Consider the following 18574-nt stretch of genomic DNA (forward strand, 5'->3'; position numbering starts at 1 on the left):
GTTGCTGAGGAGTTGCTTCCGTTGAGCACGAACGAGCCGTGGTCGAAACCGTGGCGGACCTCGTCCGCCCAGGCGTCCCTTCAGGCCTCGGCCGTCCACCGGGCCAGGGTCCGTGGCTGTCTCCTCGGCGGCGCGGTCGGTGACGCGCTCGGCTACCCCGTGGAGTTCGCCTCCCTGGACCGGATCCGCGCCACCCACGGTGCCCGCGGCGTCACGGGTTTCGTCCCCGGCGCGTACGGCGCGATCGGACTCATCAGCGACGACACCCAGATGACCCTGTTCACCGTGGAGGCCCTGATCCAGGCGCACGCACGGCAGCGCGAGAAGGGCATCGGCGGCGCCTGGCCGCTGCTGCTGCGCCAGGCGTACGAGCGCTGGCTGGAGACCCAGTCGAAGCCCGGCCCCGAGCAGCCGGCACCCGAGCGGCCCGGCGCACCGGCCGGCGGCCTGGTCACCGAGGCCTGGCTGTACGCCCGCCGCGCCCCCGGCAACGCCTGCCTGTCCGGCGTGGCCCAGTTGTACGCGCCCGACCCGGCGCTCCCGCTGGACGGCACACCGGGTGAGGTCAACCCCGACTCCAAGGGCTGCGGCACGGTGATGCGCTCGGCGCCCTTCGGCCTGGTCGCCCCCGCCGAGGAGGCCTTCGCCATGGCCGCGCGCGGCGCCCAGATCACCCACGGCCACCCCACCGGCTACTACGCGGCCGGCGCGCTCGCCGCGATCGTGGCGCACCTGGTCGCCGGGGAGTCCCTGGAGGGGGCCGTACTGCGCACGCTGCGCCTGCTGGAGGGGCACCCCGGCCACACGGAGACCACGGCCGCCCTGCGCGCCGCCCTTGACCTCGCCGCCGACGGGACACCGACGGCCGAGAAGGTGGAGTCGCTGGGCGCGGGCTGGGTCGCCGAGGAGGCCCTCGCCATCGGCGTGTACTGCGCGCTCGCCGAGCCCGCTGCCGAGCGGGCCCTGCCGCTGGCCGTCAACCACTCGGGCGACAGCGACTCCACCGGTTCGATCTGCGGCAACCTGATCGGCGCGCGCTACGGCGACACCGGCCTGCCGCACGCCTGGGTGGCCCGGGTGGAGGGCCGGGAACGGATCGCCGCGCTCGCCGACGACCTCGCGGCGGAGTGCGCACTCGGCTGACGTGGTCGGCCTCGCGGTGGAGTGGGCACACACCTGACGTGGCAGGCTGAACCCGTACCCCGTGTTCCCGCCGCCTCGAAGGGAGATCCGGCCATGGCCGTCGAACCGCTGTCGCAGAAGGAGATCGAGGACCGGCTCGCCGAGCTGCCCGGCTGGTCGGTCGACGACGCCGGCCGGCTCACCCGCTCCTACCGCCTCGGCTCGCATGTCGCGGCGGCGGCGCTGGTCATGCACATCGCCGCCGTGCAGGACGAACTGGACCACCACTCCGACCTCACCCTCGGCTACAACACCGTCTCCCTCGGCGTCCACACGCACAGCGCGGGCGGCGCACTCACCGAGAACGACTTCGCGCTCGCCCGCAGGGTGGAGGACCTCGCCCCGGGTCACCAAGCACACTGAGGGGCGTGCTCGACTACGACAAGGAAGCCGACGCCTATGACGTGTCCCGCGGCGGTGAGGCCCGCGCCGCGGCGGCCACGCGTGCGGTGCTCGGGCTGATCCCCGAGAAAGCGGGCCGACTCCTCGACGTGGCCTGCGGCACGGGCATCGTCACCCGCCGGCTGGCCGCCGGCCGTCCCGGGCTGCGGGTGACGGGCGCCGACCTCACCGCCGCCATGGTGCGCAGGGCGGGTGCCCGGCTGCCGGGCGCGATCGTACGGGCCGACAGCCGCCGGCTGCCCTTCGGCACCGGCACCTTCGACGCGGTCACCAGCATCTGGCTGCTGCACCTGTTCCAGGACGCCGAGGACGTCCGCGCGATCGTCGCCGAGTGCGCCCGGGTGCTGCGGCCCGGCGGGGTCTACGTCACCACCGTCGACAAGGCCGCGGCGCACGACGTCGGCAGCGACATCGACGCCGTTCTCGCCGCCCGTCCGCGCCGCCCCGCAGGGGACGCCGCCGCCACCGTCACCGCGCACGCCGTCCGGCACGGGCTCCGGCCGGCCGGCGACACCGTGTTCCCCGGCGTCGGCCAGGGCCGCAGCCCCCGCGCCACCATCGCCGACCTGCGCCGCGGCTGGTTCACCCAGCTGCCGCCCGGCGAGCCGCGCACGGAGGAGTTCGCCGCGCGCCTGTCCCGCCTCCCGGACCAGGACCGCCCGCGCCCGGACCCGGTGTTCGCGGTGTGCGCGTTCCGGAAACCGATGGGGGGCTGACGGCGGGACCGCGTGCGCGGGGCGTGGAGCTGGTGGCGAGCATCGACAGGGGCAGGGCCGGTGCGGCCGCCACGCAGGTCCACAGCTGCCGCACGGCTCTGCGTCTGCGTCCGGGATCCATGTGCTGGTTCCTCCTTGCGGGCGTGCTGCTCGGGAGAGGTCAAGGCTTGCGCGCCAGTCGGAGTGGGTGGACTGGAACCAGTACGTGGACGAGCAGTCGGTCGCCCTCGCCCTGCGGGACAAGCTCGTCGCGGCCGGGTTCGGCTCCGGCACCGGCATGCTGATCGACACCTCCCGCAACGGCTGGGCGGCACCGCCCGGCCCACCGGTCCCAGCCCGCTGACCAACGTGGACGACTACGTCAACGGCGGCCGTACCGACCGGCGCCCTGCCGAACGCGCCGCCGGCCGGGCACTGGTTCTCCGCCCAGTTCCAGCAGTTGATGCAGAACGCGAATCCGCCGCTGTCCTGACCCGGTGAGCTCCGCCGGGGTCGGCCCCTACCGGCGCAGACCCCGGCGGATCGCCAGCTCCACCGGCGAGTAGCCGCCGTGCGGCTCCAGGTCCAGGGGCACCGCCGGATACAGCGGCGGCTGCGCCATGAACCGCGGCCGGGTGCCGTGGTGCGGCTGGGCCGCGTGCACCAGGAACGGATGGCAGAGGTAGACGTCACCGGGGCGGCCGGTGGCGTGGGCGAGCGGGCGGTGGGCCGTGGCCCGGTCCAGCCGGGGACCCAGTTTCAGGATGGACGCGCCCGCCTCGCCGTACGGCTTCAGCAGTTTCGGCACGTCCCGGTGCGAGCCGACCCGGATCCGCGTCGGGGCGTCGGCCTCGGTGACCTCGCTGAACAGGAACAGCATCAGCAGGGCGCGGTCCCGCGAGCGCAGGTTGGCGAAGTACCTGTTCTCGCCCTCGGGGAGATAGCTGCCTTCGATGTGCCAGCCTGCGTCGTCCGGCTCCTCGGTGTGCGGGAAGCGGAGCGGGAACGTGCCCAGCGAACGGCGCGGCGCCCATCGGCCCTTGCCGACGAGCAGATCGAACGCCTCGTGCAGCACGGGGGAGTTGGCCGCCGCGTCGAACGGCTCCTGCGCCATGTCCCCGACCCACACCACGGGATCCTTCCAGGTGCCGGGATCATCCGGGTCGTAACCGGTTTCCCGCCACAGCAGCCGGGCGCAGTCCTCGGCGACAGGGGCCGGGACCGCACCGTCGATCTTCACGAAGCCGTCGTCGAGGAAGCGCCGCACCAGTTCGTCGTCCACGGAGCCCCATGCTGGTGCCGTGCCCACTCTGGCGCACCCGGTTTTTTGCCGCCTCGGCACCTTTTTTGCGGCACCGGCAACGAAAGTGGCGTCTCCCCGTGCGTCGTCGCACGCTGACCGCATTCGAGCGAGAGGCTGAGCGACATGGCACACGACCACCAGGCCCACCACGGGCACTCCACACAGCACGGCCACGGTCACACCCACGGCCACACCCATGGCGGCGACGTGGACTGGGCCGCGATGGCGGCGCTGCTGGAGGCGGAGGCCGAGGTGTGTTCCCCGGCGTACGCGCGCGCCCTGGCCTGGCTGGGCCAGGAGGTGACCGAGCCCGGGCTGATCGTGGACGCGGGCAGCGGGCCCGGGGTGATCGCCTGCCTGATGGCGGAGACGTTCCCCGGCGCGCGGGTGGTCGCCGCCGACGCCGCCGAACCGCTTCTGGAGCGCGCCCGGAGCCGGGCCGCCCGCCAGGGCGTCGCCGACCGCTTCGACACGCTCGTCGGCGAACTGCCCGAATCCCTGGCCGAGTTGGACTACCCGGTGGACATGCTCTGGGCCAGTCGCAGTCTGCACCACCTCGGTGACCAGAGGGCCGCGCTGGCCGCGTTCGGCGCCCGGCTCGCCCCCGGCGGCACGCTGGCCATCCTGGAGGGCGGCCTGCACGCCCGCTATCTGCCCCGCGAGATCGGCTTCGGCCGCCCCGGACTGCAGGCCCGCCTCGACGCGGCCCAGGAGGACCGCTTCGCGCGGATGCGCGCCGAGCTGCCCGGCGCGGTCACCGAGACCGAGGACTGGCCCGCCCTGCTGACCGCGGCCGGCCTGAAGCACACCGGCACCCGCAGCTTCCTCCTCGACATCCCCGCCCCCGTCCCGGACCGGACCCGCGCCTTCGTCGCCGGGTGGCTGACCCGCACCCGGGACATCCACGCCGACGCCTTGGACGCCGAGGACCGGGCCACCCTCGACCGTCTCCTCGATCCCGCCGATCCGGGCAGCGTCCACCGGCGCCCCGACGTGTTCGTGCTGGCGGCCCACACGGTGCACCGGGCGGTACGGCCGGCCTGACCGGGCGGAACCGGCCGCGACCCCGGGCGCTTGACTTGGAGAGTGCTCCAAGTGATGGACTCCGGGTCTCACCGAGACACAGGGGGACTCACATGAACGACTCTCCGGTCGCACTCGTCACCGGCGGCGCCACCGGCATCGGCGCCGCCGTCGCCCGGCAGCTGCTGGCCGCAGGTCACCGGGTCACCGTCACGGGCCGTACCGAGGCCCGGCTGCGGGACTTCGCCGACGGGCTCGGGAACCCCGGGGAACTGCTGACGGTCGCCGGTAACGCGTCGGCGTTCGACGACGTACAGGATGCAGTCGACCGTACGCTCAAGGCATACGGCCGACTGGACACGGTCGTCGCCAACGCCGGCTTCGCCACCCACGACACCGTCGCCGAGGGCGACCCGGCCGGCTGGACCGAGATGGTGCTCACCAACGTCCTCGGCCCGGCCCTGCTCATCCGGGCCTCCGTCGAGGCGCTGAAGGAGTCCCGCGGCCGGATCGTGCTCGTCGGCAGCGTCGCCGGGTTCGTGAACACCCCGGGCAACATCTACGGCGCCACCAAGTGGGCGGTCACCGGGCTCGCCGAGAACACCCGGCGCCAGGTCACGGAGTTCGGGATCGGTGTGACGCTGGTCGCCCCCGGCCGGGTGGAGACCCCGTTCTGGGACGGGCTCGGCAGCCTGCCGCCGGGACACCTGCTGACCGCCGACCAGATCGCCGACTCGGTGGTCTGGGCGATCCGGCAGCCGGCCGGGGTCGACGTCAACACCGTGGTCGTACGCCCGCTGGGCCAGCCCAACTGACGTACGCCACCGGTCAGTTGTTCGCGATGAACTGCTTGGCCAGCTGGTCCCCGAGAGAGACCGCGGCGCTGTGGCTCTCGATGGGGGAGACCTTGGAGTTCTTGAACAGGATGTAGGTCACGCCGGAGTCGACGCCACCGGTGGCCGGGTCGGGGTCGATGCCGAGCGCCTTGGCGGTGGCGTACGACGCCTCACCGATGATCTTCGTGGGGCCGGTGTCGCCGACGACGGCGTACTCCACCTTGTTGTTGTAGATGACCGCGACCACGCCGCCGCCCTTGATGCCGGCGCCGGAGTAGTTCCAGATGCTGCTGGAGCTCGGGACCACGACGTACGGGAGCGACTCCGCCTTCAGCGGCTTGCCGTCGGACTGGTGGAAGGCGGTGTCGTCCTGGTACCAGGGGTCGCGGTTCTCGTTGCAGTTGGTGGTGCGCTGGCCGTCGCAGTCGATGTCCATGTCGGCCTTCCAGAAGACCGCGCCGTTCTTGCCGCACACGGGGACCGTGGCCGACGTCTCGTCGTCGGTCTTGTACTTGCCGTTCGATATCTGCGAACACGACTTCACCTTGGCGAGCAGATCGGCCGCACTGACCGAGCCCTCCTGGGCGGAGGCCGGAGCGGTCCGCGCCGCCGGGCCGGCGGACGCGTGCGCGGGCAGCATTCCGGCGGCGAGCAGGGCGGCCCCGGAGGCCGCGGCAAGGGTCAGGGTTCGAAGGCGCACTGTGGGGGGCCCTTCTGTTAGGAAAGTTTCCTTACCAGGTGCCGTACACGGTGGACCCGTGCGCATGTCCGCGTCAAGTCTCGGGTTGCGAGCTTGTAAGTGCTATGCGTATTGCGATGATTTGAGACCGTGGCAAAACTGTAGAAGACCACTTTTCCGGATATGTCTGCCGCGTCGATCGGCAGGGTCACCGCTCCGGGAGGCGAGGCGCATGTTCGTACGCACGGTGTACGCGACCGGCGATCCGGCGCAGCTGGGCACGGCCGTGGGGGCCCTGAACACGCGGGGCCACGACCTGCTGGAGGAGCGTCCCGGATATCGGGGGGCGGGTGTCTTCGTCGACCGTGACCTCGGCAAACTGCTCACGGTCAGCTGGTGGGAGTCCGTGGACGCGCGCCGCAACAGCGACGAGGTGATGAGCGCCCGGCGGCCGGAGCTGCTGCAGCCCTTCGCGGGGACGGTCGCCGTCGAGAACTACGAGGCCGTCGTCTTCCACCGCGCGCACCGGCCCGTCACCGGCGGCGGGCTGCGGGTCACCCGGCTCGAGTTCGACCCGGCGGACACGGATCTCGCCGCCGACACCTTCCACGCCGGCGTGCTGCCCCGGCTGGACGTCCTGCCCGGTTTCGCCGGCGCGGCCCTCTTCCTGGACCGCGAACGCGGCCGCGGCATGTCGGGCGTCCTCTTCGCCGACCGCGTGTCGCTCGCCCACTCCCGCTCCGCACAGGCGATGATCCGCCGCGAGAGCGCGGCCAAGGCGCATGTGAGGGTGGTCGCCTTGGAGGAGTTCGAGGTCATCCACGCGGATGTGCGGGGCGACTGAGCGCGATGACGCGCGGACGTGTGGGGCGGCGGGGTGGCGGGGGCGGCGTGGCCGGGCCTGCGCGGGGCCGCGTTGCGGGCCGGTGGGGGCTCGATTTCGCCGACCGCGTGTCGCTCGCCGCGTCCCGCTCCGCACAGGCGATGATCCGCCGCGAGAGCGCGGCCAAGGCGCATGTGAGGGTGGTTGCCTTGGAGGAGTTCGAGGTCATCCACGCGGATGTGCGGGGCGACTGAGCATGAAGCCGCGCGGACGCGTGGACGCCCGGGCCGACCGGGCGGCGGAGCCGGCGTGGCCGGGTCTGCGCGCGGGCGCGTTCCGGGCCGGTGCGGGCTCGATGCACCGGATGGCACCGGGGCGTGAATCCGCACCGGGCGGGCGCAGGCGTACGGCCCGAGGTATCCGAGGCGTCCGAGGCACCGCAGGTCAGGCGCGTGGCGCGCCGGGTGGCCGGCCCCGAACGGCACACGGTCGCCCGCCCCGCCGCTCGGACGGGACGCGCGGCCGTGTGCTGCGCGGTGGACGTCAGCCCATGTCGAAGGTGGCCGGGTCGGGGCCCAGGCGCCGGTCCTCGTTGAGCGCGCTGATCGCCGCGAGGTCCTCGTCGTCCAGGCTGAAGCCGAAGACCTCGATGTTCTCCTTGATCCGGGACGGCGTCACGGACTTCGGGATCACGATGTTGCCGAGCTGGATGTGCCAGCGCAGCACCACCTGGGCCGGGGTGCGGCCGTGCTTCTGCGCGATGGCGACGATCGCCGGCACCTCCAGCAGGCCCTTGCCCTGGCCGAGCGGCGACCAGGCCTCGGTCGCGATGCCCTGCTCGGCGTGGAACTCACGGGCGGCGTGCTGCTGCAGGTGCGGGTGCAGCTCGATCTGGTTGACCGCCGGGATGACGGAGGTTTCGGAGATCAGCCGCTCCAGGTGCTCGGGAAGGAAGTTGGACACGCCGATGGCCCGGACCCGGCCGTCGGCGAGCAGCTTCTCGAACGCCTTGTAGGTGTCGATGGACGTGCCACGGGCCGGCAGCGGCCAGTGGATCAGGTACAGGTCGAGGTAGTCGAGACCCATCTTCCGAAGCGACGTGTCGAAGGCGCGCAGCGTCGCGTCGTACCCGTGGTCGCTGTTCCAGAGCTTGGTGGTGACGAAGATGTCCTCGCGGGGCACGCCGGAGGCGGCGATCGCCTTGCCGGTGCCCTCTTCGTTGCCGTAGATGGCCGCGGTGTCGATGCTGCGGTACCCGGCCTCCAGCGCCGTGGCGACGGCCCGCTCGGCCTCGTCGTCCGGCACCTGCCACACGCCGTAGCCCAGCTGGGGCATCTCGACGCCGTTGTTGAGGATGATCGGGGGGACCTTGCTGCTCACGAGCCTCTTGATCCTTAGGTTGTCGACAGGTGGTACTCCCATCGTCAACGATCACGCGCCGCAACGCATTCCTGACGGCGCGATCCGCCTCGACTGACCGGTCAGTCAGCTTCCGGAGCGGAGATTGGCCGGAAACGCATCCGACGTTTTCGGTCCGGACCATTGACCGGAGTCCTGTGGCCCGCAACTCTGTATCGCGCCACCGGACGTGTCACTGAACCCGGTGCACACATGTGAACGGACCCTGACCAGGCCGCGTTCCCCCTCCGGCTCCCTTCCGAGACTCCCCACCCTCAGGAAAGCGAGTACGCACCCATGACCGAGAGCCCTTCCTTGCCTGTCCTGACGCACCGCTCCGTCCCCGAGACATCGGATGAAAAGGTCTGGAGAAACCCTGGTTACCACGTCGTGGAGACGGCGCTGGAGGTGACCGCGTACGCGCTCGCCGACCGCCGCCCGCCCGAGCCGCCCCCGGCCGCATGACCGCGGCACCACCGGAACCCGACGGCCGCGCCGCCTGGCCGGCCGCCGAGTTCACCGAGCGGCTGCGCGCGGTCACCGCGACGCGGTACCACGACCGGCACCCCTTCAACCAGCGGATGCACCGCGGCGAACTGACCCACGCCGAACTGCGCCGCTGGATCGCCGCCCGCTTCCACTACCAGCGGCACATCCCCGTCAAGGACGCGCTGATCCTCGCCAAACTCGACCGGCCCGAGGAACGCCGGGCCTGGCTGCGCCGCATCCACGACCAGGACGGTACCGACGCCGACTCCCGGGAGGGCGGCGGTATCGAGCGCTGGCTGCGGCTCGGCGAGGCGGCCGGCCTCGCCCGCGAGGAACTGTGGGACACCTCCCGGGTGCCGCCCGGGGTGCGGTTCGCGGTGGAGGGGTACGTCACCTTCTGCCGGCGGCGTCCGGTGCTGGACGCGGTCGCGGCCTCCCTGACCGAGCTGTCCGCCCCCGATCTGATGCGCACCCGCATCGCCGCCTTCGAACGCCACTACCCGTGGATCGACCCGGCGGGCCTCGCCTACTTCCGCACCCGCGTCACCCAGGGCGCCCGGGACGCCGAGCAGGCCCTCGCCCTGGTCCTCGCCCGGGCCGGCACCCGTGAGGAGCAGCAACGGGCCGTCGCGGCACTGGAGTTCAAGTGCGAGGTGCTGTGGGCCCTGCTGGACGCGGTGGACCGGAGGGACCCATGACAGCGGCGTCACCGGCATTACTCGCCAGGTCATGGCGTCCCGTCCTCGCCCGTGGTGTGGTGCTGCGCCGGGACCCGGTCCGGGATGCCGACCTGTTGCTGCTGCCCGAACGGGTGGTGGTGCTCGACGGCAGCGGGGGCGCCGTGGTCCGGCTGTGCGACGGCGTCCGGGACGTGGCCGCCGTCGTCGCCGAGCTGGCCGTACGTCATCCCGCCGCGCCAGTCGCCGCCGAAGTCCCGGAGTTTCTCTACCGGTTACGCAAGGAGGGCTGGTTGAGATGACCCCACCTCCCGATCCGCCCTGGGCCCTGCTCGCCGAACTCACCCACGCCTGCCCACTGCGCTGTGGCTACTGCTCCAACCCCGTCGAACTGGTCGGCCGGTCAGCGGAGCTGTCCACGGAGCAGTGGTCGGAGGTCTTCCGGCAGGCGGGCGCGCTAGGTGTCGTCCACACCCATCTGTCCGGAGGCGAGCCGCTGCTGCGGCACGATCTGCCCGACCTGGTGGCCGCCGCCGCGGGCGCGGGACTGTACACCCAGCTCGTCACCAGCGGTGTGGGCCTCGGTGAGCGGCGGCTGGCCGAGCTGACCGGGGCCGGACTGCGCAGTGTGCAGCTGTCGGTGCAGCACGCGAACCGCGCCGCCGCCGAACGCATCGCGGGTGCACGGTCGTTCACGGCGAAGGAGCGCGCCGCCCGGCTGGTTCGCGCGGCCGGGCTGCCCCTGGGACTGAACGCCGTGCTGCACCGCGGCAACCTGGACGACCTCGACGGCCTGATCAGGCTCGCGCTGGCCTGGGGTGCCGACCGGATCGAGCTGGCGAACACCCAGTACCACGGCTGGGCGGCCCGCAACCGCGCCGCGCTGCTGCCCACGCCCGCCCAGGTCGATCGGGCCCGCGCCCGAGTGGCCCGCTGGCGTGAACAACTCGGCGACTCACTGGAGTTGGTGTGGGTGGCCGCCGACCTGGTGGACGCCACCGCGAAACCCTGCATGGGCGGCTGGGGCGCCGTCTCGCTCACCGTGGCCCCCGACGGCACGGTGCTGCCCTGCCCGGCTGCCGGCACCCTGCCCGGCCTGGACCCGCCGAACGTCACGAACCGCGAACTTGCCTGGATCTGGCGCGAGTCGAGCACCTTCAACGCCTTCCGGGGCGAGTCCTGGATGCCCGAACCGTGCCGCGGCTGCGCCCGGCGCGCGGTCGACCACGGCGGCTGCCGCTGCCAGGCGTACACCCTGACCGGCGACGCCACCCGTACCGACCCCGCCTGCCGGCACGCCCCGGACCGGCATCTCGTGGAGGCGCTGGTGCGGGGCGCCGCCGACGGTGCTGATCCGCGCGCGTACGCCTACCGAGGGGGAGGCCGTTGAGCCGCCGACACCGGGGGCCGCCGCGCCGACCGGCTACGCCGCCCGCACCGATCCCGGCTGTCCGCATGCCCTGGACCGTCATCTCGTCGACGCGGCGGTGCACGGCATCGCCGACAGCGTTCAACCGCCCGCGTACGCCTACCGAGAAGGAGGACCATGAGACGCCGACGCCTGCGGGCCGCGCTGACCGCGGCCACGCTCGCCACCGCCATCCTGGCCGCACTGCCCGCCGCCGTACCTCCGGCGAGCGCCGCCCCCGCATCCTCCGCCCCGGCCGCCGCGCCCCGCCCCGCCGCCGCCCGCGACTGGTCCGCCGCCGTCGTGGACTCCACGATGGCGCGCTACACACCGGCCACCATCGGCGGCTGGTCGTACCCCGTGGGCCTGTACCTCTACGGTCAGTACCTCGTCTACCGGCGTACCCACGACCCGCGCCTGCTCGCCTACATCAAGGCCTACGTCGACCGGTTCGTGCACGGCGACGGCACGATCGACCAGTCCTTCAACAGCCTCGACAGCATGCAGGCGGGACGGCTGCTGGTGATCCTGCACCACGAGACCGGCCAGGACCGCTACCGCAAGGCCGCGCGGAGGATCCGCGACCGCCTGAACAGCTATCCGCGTACCTCCGACGGCGGCTTCTGGCACGCCGACACCAGCAGCCGGGCGCACCAACTGTGGGCGGACGGCGCCTACATGGTGAACCCGTTCCTGGTCGAGTACGGCAGGGAGTTCGGCGACAGCGCGTACACGAACGCCGAGGCCGCCGAGCAGTTGTCCGTCTACGGCGGTCATCTGCAGGTGGCGAACGGCCTGTTGCGGCATGCCTACGACGAGTCGAAGTCGGCGAGCTGGGCCGACCCGGCCACCGGGCTCGCCCCGGAGCACTGGTGCCGTGCCGTCGGCTGGTACGCCATGGCGCTGGTGAACGTCCTGGACGCGATCCCCGCCGGCCAGCCCCGGCGTCCCCGACTGCTCGGCATCCTCCGGACGCTGGCCTCGGCGCTGGAGAAGTACCAGGACCCGGCGTCCGGGCGCTGGTTCCAGGTGATCGACAAGGGCTCCCGGCCGGACAACTGGACCGAGACCTCGTGCTCCAGCATGTTCACCTACGCCCTTTCCCGAGGCGCCCGACAAGGCTATGTGGACCCGCACTTCAAGGCGGTCGCCCGGCGCGGCTACGAGGGCGTACTGGCCCGGCTGTCGGTCGGCGCGGACGGCCGCACGAACCTGGCCGACATCTCCGTGGGCACCAACGTCGGCGACTACGCGTACTACGTCGGCCGCACCCGGGCCACCGACGACTTCCACGGACTCGGGGCCTTCCTGATCATGAACGAGCAACTGCGAGGTGATTGAGTGTCATGAGCACGTCCAGAAGAGCCGTACTCGGTGCCGCGCTCGGCGGTGCCGCGGCAGCCGTGACCGGCCTCCCGGCCACCGCGGCCCACGCCGCCTCCTGGCAGCTGAAGTGGTCGCCGTCGGCGCGCACCGACGGGCTCGGCGCCTTCGAGACCGTCGAGGACGACCGCGCGCACTCCCACCCGGCCGGCCATCCGCACATCCACGCCACCGGCGACAACTGGCGCTTCGACATCCACACCGTCGACCGGGACACCTCCACCGACCGCCAGCGCCAGGAGGTCACCGGCCTGCGCACCGGCGCCGACAGCTATCTGAAGTGGACCGAGGGCCAGACCTGGCGGGTCACGTACTCGATGTACATCCCCAGCACGCTGAAGGCCACGACCACTTTCACGCACATCACGCAGATGAAGCAGCCCGGCACCGGCACCTCGCCGATCGTCGTGCAGTCGCTGCGTCGGGTGAACGGCAAGCAGACCATCGAACTCCGGCTCGCGACCGACGACATCCTCGTCGGCCGTACGAACCTCGACCCGCTGCACGACAAATGGACCGACGTCGACTTCCAGATCAAGGTCGGCAACGGCTCGGCCGGTTCCGTCCGCTGGATCCTCAAGAGCGGCTCCACGACCGTCATCGACAAGTCGAGGTCCGGTGTCGACACCTTCCTCGCCGACCGGGTGCGCCCGAAGTGGGGCATCTACCGCTCCCTCGGCGACACCTCCGGATCCCTGCAGGACACCTACCTGCTGCTCACCAACCTCCGCGGCTACCAACTCGCCTAGAGGAGCCGGTCTCGTGAAACCCGCCATCGCCGACCCGAGAAGGGCGGCGGCGATCGTCCTGTGCGTTCTCGCCGTCGTCCTCGGCCTCACCCACCCCGCCGCCCTCGCGGCCCCGCAACCCGCCACGCCACACCGGGCGACCGTGTACGACGTGCGCGACTACGGAGCCAAGGGCGACGGCTCGACCAACGACACCCCCGCCATCGACAAGGCCATCGCCGCGGCCGGCGCGGCGGGCGGCGGCACCGTCCGCTTCCCGGCCGGCACCTACAAGTCCAAGAACACCATCCACATGAAGAGCCATGTGACGCTCCAGGTCGACAAGGGCGCCACCCTCCAGGGCTCCTCCGCCGGCACCTACGACCCGCCGGAATCCAACCCGAACGACAAGTACCAGGACTACGGGCACAGCCACTTCCACAACGCGATGATCTACGGCGACCGGCTGACCGACATCGGTTTCACCGGGGGCGGGGTCATCGACGGCGCCGGCAACCTCATCACCGGCAACCCGAAGTCCGGCCAGGCCGACAAGATCCTGTCGCTGACCCGCTGCGACGGGCTCCGCCTCGGCGACGGCCTCACCCTGCGCCGCGGCGGCCACTTCGCCGCCCTGATCAACGGCTGCACCAACGTCGTCTCCGACCATCTGACCATCGACACCGCGAGCGACCGCGACGGCTGGAACGTCATCTCCACCACCAACGTGACGATCACCAACGCGCACATCGCGGCCAACGACGACGCCCTGGTCTTCAAGAGCGACTACGCCCTCGGCGCCAAACTCCCCAACGGCCATGTACGCGTGAGCGATTCGGTGCTGTCCGCGCGCTGCTGCAACGCCCTGATGTTCGGCTCCGAGACCTGCGGCGACTTCTCCGACTACCAGTTTGAGAAGATCCGTATCGAGGGCGCCGACAAATCCGGGCTCGGCATGGTCTCCATGGACGGCGCCAAGATCTCCGACGTCCACTACCGCGACATCACCATGACCGACGTCCACTCACCGATCATGGAGAAGATCGGCACGCGCAAGCGGTGCGGAAACAGACCGGGTGTCGGATCGATCAGCGACATCACGTACGACGACATCACGGCCACCGGCAACAGCCCGTCCTTCAGTCCGACCCTGTGGGGCGAGGACGGCCACCGCATCAGCGACGTCACCTTCAACCATGTCGACATCACGGTCCCGGGCGGCAACGGCACCATGTCCACCGGTGTGCCGGGCAACGACCCGAAGGACTACAACCCGAAGAGCATCGGGACCCGGCCGGCGTACGGCTGGTACCTGCACAACGCCGACGGCATACAGTTCACCGACAGCAGCGTGCGGTATGCCGCCGACGACGGACGGCCCGCCCTCATCGCCAACGCGGCGAGCGGCATCCGGCTGACCCGGTTCACGGCGCAGAAGGGCGGCGACTCACCTCACGACCTCGGCTTCCAGTCCGTCACCGGCTACTGCGTCAGCGACAGCCACACCACCGACGGCGGCGCCCTGCGCGTGTCGGCGAGCGGATCCAGCCGGAACTGCGCGGCGCAGGTACGCCCCCGCGACGTCGAGAACCCCCGCCAGGCCTTCCTGCGCGCCTCCGTCGGCGGCCTGTTCCTGCACTGGGGCCTGCGCACCGCCCCGGCCCACACCAGCTGCGCCGCCTGGGAGAAGGACGTCACCAGCGGCGGCTGGACGCCAGACTACTGGGTGCACGAGGCCCAGAAACTGCACACGCAGTACATCGTGCTGGCGACCTTCCACAGCCGGCTCGGCTACGCCCGCCCCTGGCCGTCGAAGATCCCCGGTTCCTGCTCCACCAAGCGGGACTTCCTCGGTGAGCTGATCAAGGCCGCCAAGGCCAAGGGCATGAAGGTCATCCTCTACATGACCGACGACCCCCAGTGGCACGACGAGGGCGGCCACGAATGGCTCGACTCGGCCGCCTACTCCGCGTACAAGGGCGAGAACGTCGACCTGACCACCCGCGACGGCTTCGGGCGGTTCTCCTACGACAACTTCTTCGAGGTCATGGACCGTTACCCGGACCTCGGCGGTTTCTGGATCGACAACGACAACGCGTACTGGGAGAGCCACGACCTCTACGCGCAGATCTATCAGAAGCGCCCGAACTACACGCTCAGCAACAACAACGAAGACACGTCGATCATGGACATGATCAGCAATGAGCAGAAGACGGGGATGACGCCGGCCTACGACTACCCGCAGGCCGTCTACACCGCCCAACCCCGGCTCACTGAGGCCGACTTCAAGCTGCCGTCGACCGGCGCCTGGTGGTACGACGGCTCGAACCCGAGCGTCGACAAGATGCTCACCCTCGGCCGGCTGATCACCAACGCCGGCTCCTCGGTGAAGGCGCTCATGGCGGAGACGGCCCAGGTCAACGGGAAGTTCCCGGCGAACCAGGCCGACTTCAACAACTTCGCCGACTCCTACCTCGACAAGATCTGGGAGTCCCTGCACGGCACCGAGGGCGGCGGCTACCTGTACGGCGGCCTCAAGCCCGGCTTCTGGAACGACGGCGCCCACGGCGTCACCACCGTCGCCAAGGACGACCCGAACCGGCAGTACATCCACGTCCTGACCCCGCCGAGCACCGGCACCCTGCGCATCCGCGACAACGGTTACCGCATCGCCTCGGTCACCAACCTCCGCACCGGAGCACCGGTTTCCTGGGCGCAGTCCGGCGGAGTGCTCACCCTCAGCGGCCTCGGCGGCTGGGACCCGTACGACACCGTCTTCAAGGTGATCACCGCGGGCCGCCAGGGCATCGCGACCGGCGCCGAGGTCACCGCCGACGCGTCCGCGAGCGGCCACCCCGGTTCCGCCGCCGGCGACGGTGACTACCTCACCTACTGGGACAACGGCAAGACGCTCCCCGCGAACCTCACCTTCGACCTGGGAGCGGCGAAGAAGGTGCAGTACATCGGGCTGAACCAGCGTGAGGACTCCGTCGCCTACGCGCGCTCCGCCACCGAGCAGTCCGCGCGGATCAAGGCCTACAAGGTCTACCTCAGCGACGACGGCAAGAACTGGGGCAGCCCCGTGCGGACCGGTCAACTCCCCAGTGCCCGCGGGATCCAGGGCATCGACCTGACCGCGACCACGGCCCGCTACGTCCGCCTCGAAGTCGACTCCACCTGGGCCGCCTCCAGCGACACCACCCGCTACCAGCGGCTGCGGATCGACGAGGCCTGGATCGGCACCTCCTACGCCACACCCGCCCCGAAGGGACGTCCATGACCCGGCTCAGAACCCTGACGACGGCGGCGGCCGGGCTGCTCGCGGTCGCCGCGGTGCCCCTCGCCGGCACCGCCCACCCCGCGGCCGCCTCCGACAACGGCCAGTCGATCCGCCCCGCCATGGGGTGGAGCAGCTGGAGCTTCGTACGCCGTCAGCCGACCGAGGCGAAGATCGAGGCCCAGGCCGACGCGCTGGCCTCCAGCGGCCTGAAGAACCACGGCTTCGCCTACGTCAACCTCGACGACTTCTGGCAGAAGTGCGACGACAACGGCTTCACCGTGGACGCCTACGGCCGCTGGGCCGTCGACACCGCCAAGTTCCCGGACGGCATCAAGGCCCTCGCCGACCACGTCCACTCCAAGGGCCTGAAGTTCGGCTTCTACGTGACGCCCGGCATCGCGAAGAACGCCGTGCTGAAGAACACGCCGATCGAGGGGACCCCGTACCACGCGAAGGACATCGCGGACACCTCGAAGACCGAGAAGAACTACAACTGCAAGAACATGTACTCCATCGACTACTCCAAGCCGGGCGCCCAGGAGTTCGTCGACTCCTGGGCCGGGCAGTTCGCCTCCTGGGGAGTCGACTACCTGAAGATCGACGGCGTGGGCAGCCATGACGTCCCCGACGTCCAGGCCTGGGACAAGGCGCTGCGCGCCACGGGACGGCCCATCCACTTCGCGCTGTCCAACAACCTTCCCATCGCCGACGCGTCCACCTGGCGCAGGCTCGCCAACAGCTGGCGCACCCAGGGTGACGTGGAGTGCTACTGCGGCCCCGGCTCCCACGGCAGCGGTTATCCGCTCACCGACTGGTCCCACGTCTCCAAGCGCTTCGACTCGGCCGCGTCCTGGCAGCCGTACGCCGGCCCCGGCGGCTGGAACGACCTGGACTCGCTGGAGATCGGCAACGGCGACCAGGTGGGCCTCACGGCCGACCAGCGCCGCTCCCACTTCACTCTGTGGGCAATGGCGGCGGCCCCGCTGCTGCTCGGCACCGACCTCACGCACCTGGACCCCGTCGACAAGGCGATGCTCACCAACGACCGGCTGATCGGCGTCGACCAGGACGGGGTCGCGGCGAAACGGATCGTGAACAGCGGCGTGAAGCAGGTCTGGAGCAAGCGGGAGAGCGACGGCGACTACGTGGTGGCCCTGTTCAACACCGGAACCTCCGGCAGCGCCACGGTCACCGTGAACTGGTCCCAGGTCGGCTTCACCGGCTCCGGTGACGTCACCGACCTGTGGTCCGGCTCCCACAAGGGCACGGTCACCGGCTCCTACAGCGCGACCCTGCGCCCCGGCGAGACCCGGCTCGTCCGGGTCAGGCCCACCGCCGCCGCGCAGGAACGTGCGGCGTCCCCCGGCATGGCCGTCGCCCCGTACGAGTACCTGGGCTGGGGCGATCCGCCGGACCCGACCAAGGTGATGTCGGCGACCGGCGTCACGTGGTTCACCCTCGCCTTCGTCCTGTCGGACGGCACCTGCAACCCCAAGTGGGACGGCACCCGGCCGCTGACCGGCGGCACCGACCAGTCGGCGGTCGACCGCATACGATCCGCGGGCGGCGACGTGATCGTCTCCGTCGGCGGCTGGAGCGGCGCCAAGCTGGGGGAGAAGTGCTCCAGCGCCTCCGCGCTGGCCGGCGCCTATCAGAAGGTGATCAACGCGTACAGGCTGAAGGCGCTCGACATCGACATCGAGAACACCGAGTGGTCGAACGCCACCGTCCGCCAACGTGTCGTGGACGCCCTGAAGACCGTGAAGGCGAACAATCCCGGCCTGAAGACGGTCATCACCTTCGGCACCACCAGCAGCGGCCCCGACGCGACCGGCGTCGACATGATCAAGCGCGCGGCGAGGTCGGGCCTGGCGAACGACGTCTGGTGCGTCATGCCGTTCGACTTCGGCGGCGGCACCACGACCATGGGCACCCTCACCACCCGGGCCATGGAGGGCCTCAAGGCCAGGGTCGAGGCGGCCTACGGCTACGACGACGCCACCGCCTACGCCCACATCGGGCTGTCGTCGATGAACGGCAGGACGGACGACTCCGGTGAGCGCGTCCGCGTCGCCGACTTCCGGACCATGCTCGCCTACGCCCGGCAGCACCACATCGCGCGCCTCACCTACTGGTCCGCCAACCGCGACCGCCCCTGCGGCTCCGGCACCGACGGCGACTCCTGCAGCGGCGTGTCGCAGCAGCCGTACGACTACCTCAAGGTCTTCACCCAGTACACGGGCTGAGGAAAAACAAGGGAACACACCC

At 71.1% G+C, this 18574-nt stretch carries 18 protein-coding genes and 1 pseudogene; 16 read left to right on the forward strand and 3 right to left on the reverse strand.

Annotation, left to right across the window (positions count from 1 at the left end):
* Positions 1–21: 21 nt before the first annotated feature.
* From ACQPXS_RS37265 to ACQPXS_RS37280, 4 genes and pseudogenes are all read left to right on the forward strand, one after another.
* Entirely contained in the window at positions 22–1143 is a 1122-nt protein-coding gene (locus ACQPXS_RS37265; RefSeq protein ID WP_433453870.1) for an ADP-ribosylglycohydrolase family protein, read from the forward strand.
* A gap of 93 nt (positions 1144–1236) precedes the next feature.
* Positions 1237–1545, forward strand: a complete 309-nt coding sequence (locus ACQPXS_RS37270) for a 4a-hydroxytetrahydrobiopterin dehydratase (protein WP_356311923.1) — start codon at positions 1237–1239, stop codon at positions 1543–1545.
* 5 nt (positions 1546–1550) lie between these two features.
* Positions 1551–2300: a class I SAM-dependent methyltransferase gene (locus ACQPXS_RS37275; protein ID WP_433453871.1), complete on the forward strand. Its 750-nt coding sequence runs from the start codon at positions 1551–1553 to the stop codon at positions 2298–2300.
* A gap of 172 nt (positions 2301–2472) precedes the next feature.
* A pseudogene (locus tag ACQPXS_RS37280) lies at positions 2473–2772 on the forward strand (glycoside hydrolase family 6 protein); the annotation flags it as partial.
* A gap of 27 nt (positions 2773–2799) precedes the next feature.
* Here ACQPXS_RS37280 and ACQPXS_RS37285 read toward each other — a convergent pair.
* Positions 2800–3561 (reverse strand): phytanoyl-CoA dioxygenase family protein, encoded by a 762-nt coding sequence (locus ACQPXS_RS37285; RefSeq protein ID WP_433453872.1) that lies wholly within the window; start codon positions 3559–3561, stop codon positions 2800–2802.
* Positions 3562–3705: 144 nt separating this feature from the next.
* On the opposite strand from ACQPXS_RS37285, the gene ACQPXS_RS37290 reads away from it, so the two are divergent.
* Together ACQPXS_RS37290 and ACQPXS_RS37295 are read left to right on the forward strand one after the other, a co-directional pair.
* Positions 3706–4626 (forward strand): class I SAM-dependent methyltransferase, encoded by a 921-nt coding sequence (locus ACQPXS_RS37290; RefSeq protein ID WP_433453873.1) that lies wholly within the window; start codon positions 3706–3708, stop codon positions 4624–4626.
* A gap of 92 nt (positions 4627–4718) precedes the next feature.
* Complete coding sequence (locus tag ACQPXS_RS37295) at positions 4719–5420, forward strand: SDR family oxidoreductase (protein WP_351803579.1); 702 nt, start codon at positions 4719–4721, stop codon at positions 5418–5420.
* A gap of 13 nt (positions 5421–5433) precedes the next feature.
* Here the strand turns inward: ACQPXS_RS37295 and ACQPXS_RS37300 are convergent, their stop codons facing one another.
* Positions 5434–6141 carry a glycoside hydrolase family 75 protein gene (locus tag ACQPXS_RS37300; RefSeq protein WP_365329360.1) on the reverse strand — a complete coding sequence of 236 codons (708 nt, stop codon included), beginning with the start codon at positions 6139–6141 and terminating at the stop codon, positions 5434–5436.
* A 211-nt stretch (positions 6142–6352) separates the two neighbouring features.
* Between ACQPXS_RS37300 and ACQPXS_RS37305 the strand changes: the two genes are divergently transcribed.
* Together ACQPXS_RS37305 and ACQPXS_RS37310 are read left to right on the forward strand one after the other, a co-directional pair.
* Positions 6353–6964, forward strand: a complete 612-nt coding sequence (locus ACQPXS_RS37305; protein WP_433453874.1) for a hypothetical protein — start codon at positions 6353–6355, stop codon at positions 6962–6964.
* 5 nt (positions 6965–6969) lie between these two features.
* Positions 6970–7197 (forward strand): hypothetical protein, encoded by a 228-nt coding sequence (locus tag ACQPXS_RS37310; RefSeq protein WP_433453875.1) that lies wholly within the window; start codon positions 6970–6972, stop codon positions 7195–7197.
* A gap of 289 nt (positions 7198–7486) precedes the next feature.
* Here ACQPXS_RS37310 and ACQPXS_RS37315 read toward each other — a convergent pair whose 3' ends face one another.
* Entirely contained in the window at positions 7487–8323 is an 837-nt protein-coding gene (locus ACQPXS_RS37315; protein WP_351803571.1) for an aldo/keto reductase, read from the reverse strand.
* Between the two features lie 315 nt (positions 8324–8638).
* On the opposite strand from ACQPXS_RS37315, the gene pqqA reads away from it, so the two are divergent.
* The 8 genes from pqqA to ACQPXS_RS37355 all read left to right on the forward strand — a co-directional run bounded on the left by pqqA (position 8639) and on the right by ACQPXS_RS37355 (position 18552).
* On the forward strand, positions 8639–8806 hold the full coding sequence (pqqA, locus tag ACQPXS_RS37320; protein ID WP_433453876.1) for a pyrroloquinoline quinone precursor peptide PqqA: 168 nt from the start codon (positions 8639–8641) through the stop codon (positions 8804–8806).
* A complete protein-coding gene (pqqC, locus tag ACQPXS_RS37325; protein ID WP_433453877.1) occupies positions 8803–9528 on the forward strand; it encodes a pyrroloquinoline-quinone synthase PqqC in 726 nt (241 codons plus the stop codon). The genes pqqA and pqqC overlap by 4 nt, the downstream gene beginning before the upstream one ends.
* Positions 9525–9809, forward strand: a complete 285-nt coding sequence (gene pqqD / locus ACQPXS_RS37330) for a pyrroloquinoline quinone biosynthesis peptide chaperone PqqD (RefSeq protein ID WP_433453878.1) — start codon at positions 9525–9527, stop codon at positions 9807–9809. The genes pqqC and pqqD overlap by 4 nt, the downstream gene beginning before the upstream one ends.
* Positions 9806–10897: a pyrroloquinoline quinone biosynthesis protein PqqE gene (pqqE, locus tag ACQPXS_RS37335; protein WP_433453879.1), complete on the forward strand. Its 1092-nt coding sequence runs from the start codon at positions 9806–9808 to the stop codon at positions 10895–10897. The genes pqqD and pqqE overlap by 4 nt, the downstream gene beginning before the upstream one ends.
* 156 nt (positions 10898–11053) lie before the next feature.
* Positions 11054–12256 carry a glycoside hydrolase family 88/105 protein gene (locus tag ACQPXS_RS37340; RefSeq protein WP_433453880.1) on the forward strand — a complete coding sequence of 401 codons (1203 nt, stop codon included), beginning with the start codon at positions 11054–11056 and terminating at the stop codon, positions 12254–12256.
* Between the two features lie 5 nt (positions 12257–12261).
* Positions 12262–13047: a heparin lyase I family protein gene (locus tag ACQPXS_RS37345; RefSeq protein ID WP_433453881.1), complete on the forward strand. Its 786-nt coding sequence runs from the start codon at positions 12262–12264 to the stop codon at positions 13045–13047.
* 151 nt (positions 13048–13198) lie between these two features.
* Complete coding sequence (locus tag ACQPXS_RS37350) at positions 13199–16306, forward strand: glycosyl hydrolase family 28 protein (RefSeq protein ID WP_433456140.1); 3108 nt, start codon at positions 13199–13201, stop codon at positions 16304–16306.
* Positions 16303–18552 carry an alpha-galactosidase gene (locus tag ACQPXS_RS37355; RefSeq protein ID WP_433453882.1) on the forward strand — a complete coding sequence of 750 codons (2250 nt, stop codon included), beginning with the start codon at positions 16303–16305 and terminating at the stop codon, positions 18550–18552. Before ACQPXS_RS37350 ends, ACQPXS_RS37355 begins: the two co-directional genes overlap by 4 nt.
* Positions 18553–18574 lie beyond the last annotated feature (22 nt).

Source organism: Streptomyces sp. CA-142005 (assembly GCF_050942335.1).
Lineage (GTDB): Bacteria > Actinomycetota > Actinomycetes > Streptomycetales > Streptomycetaceae > Streptomyces.

Coding starts and splice junctions, on each gene's coding strand:
- ACQPXS_RS37270 (WP_356311923.1), top strand. CDS start 1,237: ATGGCCGTCGAACCGCTGTCGCAGAAGGAGATCGAGGACCGGCTCGCC.
- ACQPXS_RS37290 (WP_433453873.1), top strand. CDS start 3,706: ATGGCACACGACCACCAGGCCCACCACGGGCACTCCACACAGCACGGC.
- ACQPXS_RS37295 (WP_351803579.1), top strand. CDS start 4,719: ATGAACGACTCTCCGGTCGCACTCGTCACCGGCGGCGCCACCGGCATC.
- ACQPXS_RS37305 (WP_433453874.1), top strand. CDS start 6,353: ATGTTCGTACGCACGGTGTACGCGACCGGCGATCCGGCGCAGCTGGGC.
- ACQPXS_RS37310 (WP_433453875.1), top strand. CDS start 6,970: ATGACGCGCGGACGTGTGGGGCGGCGGGGTGGCGGGGGCGGCGTGGCC.
- pqqA (WP_433453876.1), top strand. CDS start 8,639: ATGACCGAGAGCCCTTCCTTGCCTGTCCTGACGCACCGCTCCGTCCCC.
- pqqC (WP_433453877.1), top strand. CDS start 8,803: ATGACCGCGGCACCACCGGAACCCGACGGCCGCGCCGCCTGGCCGGCC.
- pqqD (WP_433453878.1), top strand. CDS start 9,525: ATGACAGCGGCGTCACCGGCATTACTCGCCAGGTCATGGCGTCCCGTC.
- pqqE (WP_433453879.1), top strand. CDS start 9,806: ATGACCCCACCTCCCGATCCGCCCTGGGCCCTGCTCGCCGAACTCACC.
- ACQPXS_RS37340 (WP_433453880.1), top strand. CDS start 11,054: ATGAGACGCCGACGCCTGCGGGCCGCGCTGACCGCGGCCACGCTCGCC.
- ACQPXS_RS37345 (WP_433453881.1), top strand. CDS start 12,262: ATGAGCACGTCCAGAAGAGCCGTACTCGGTGCCGCGCTCGGCGGTGCC.
- ACQPXS_RS37355 (WP_433453882.1), top strand. CDS start 16,303: ATGACCCGGCTCAGAACCCTGACGACGGCGGCGGCCGGGCTGCTCGCG.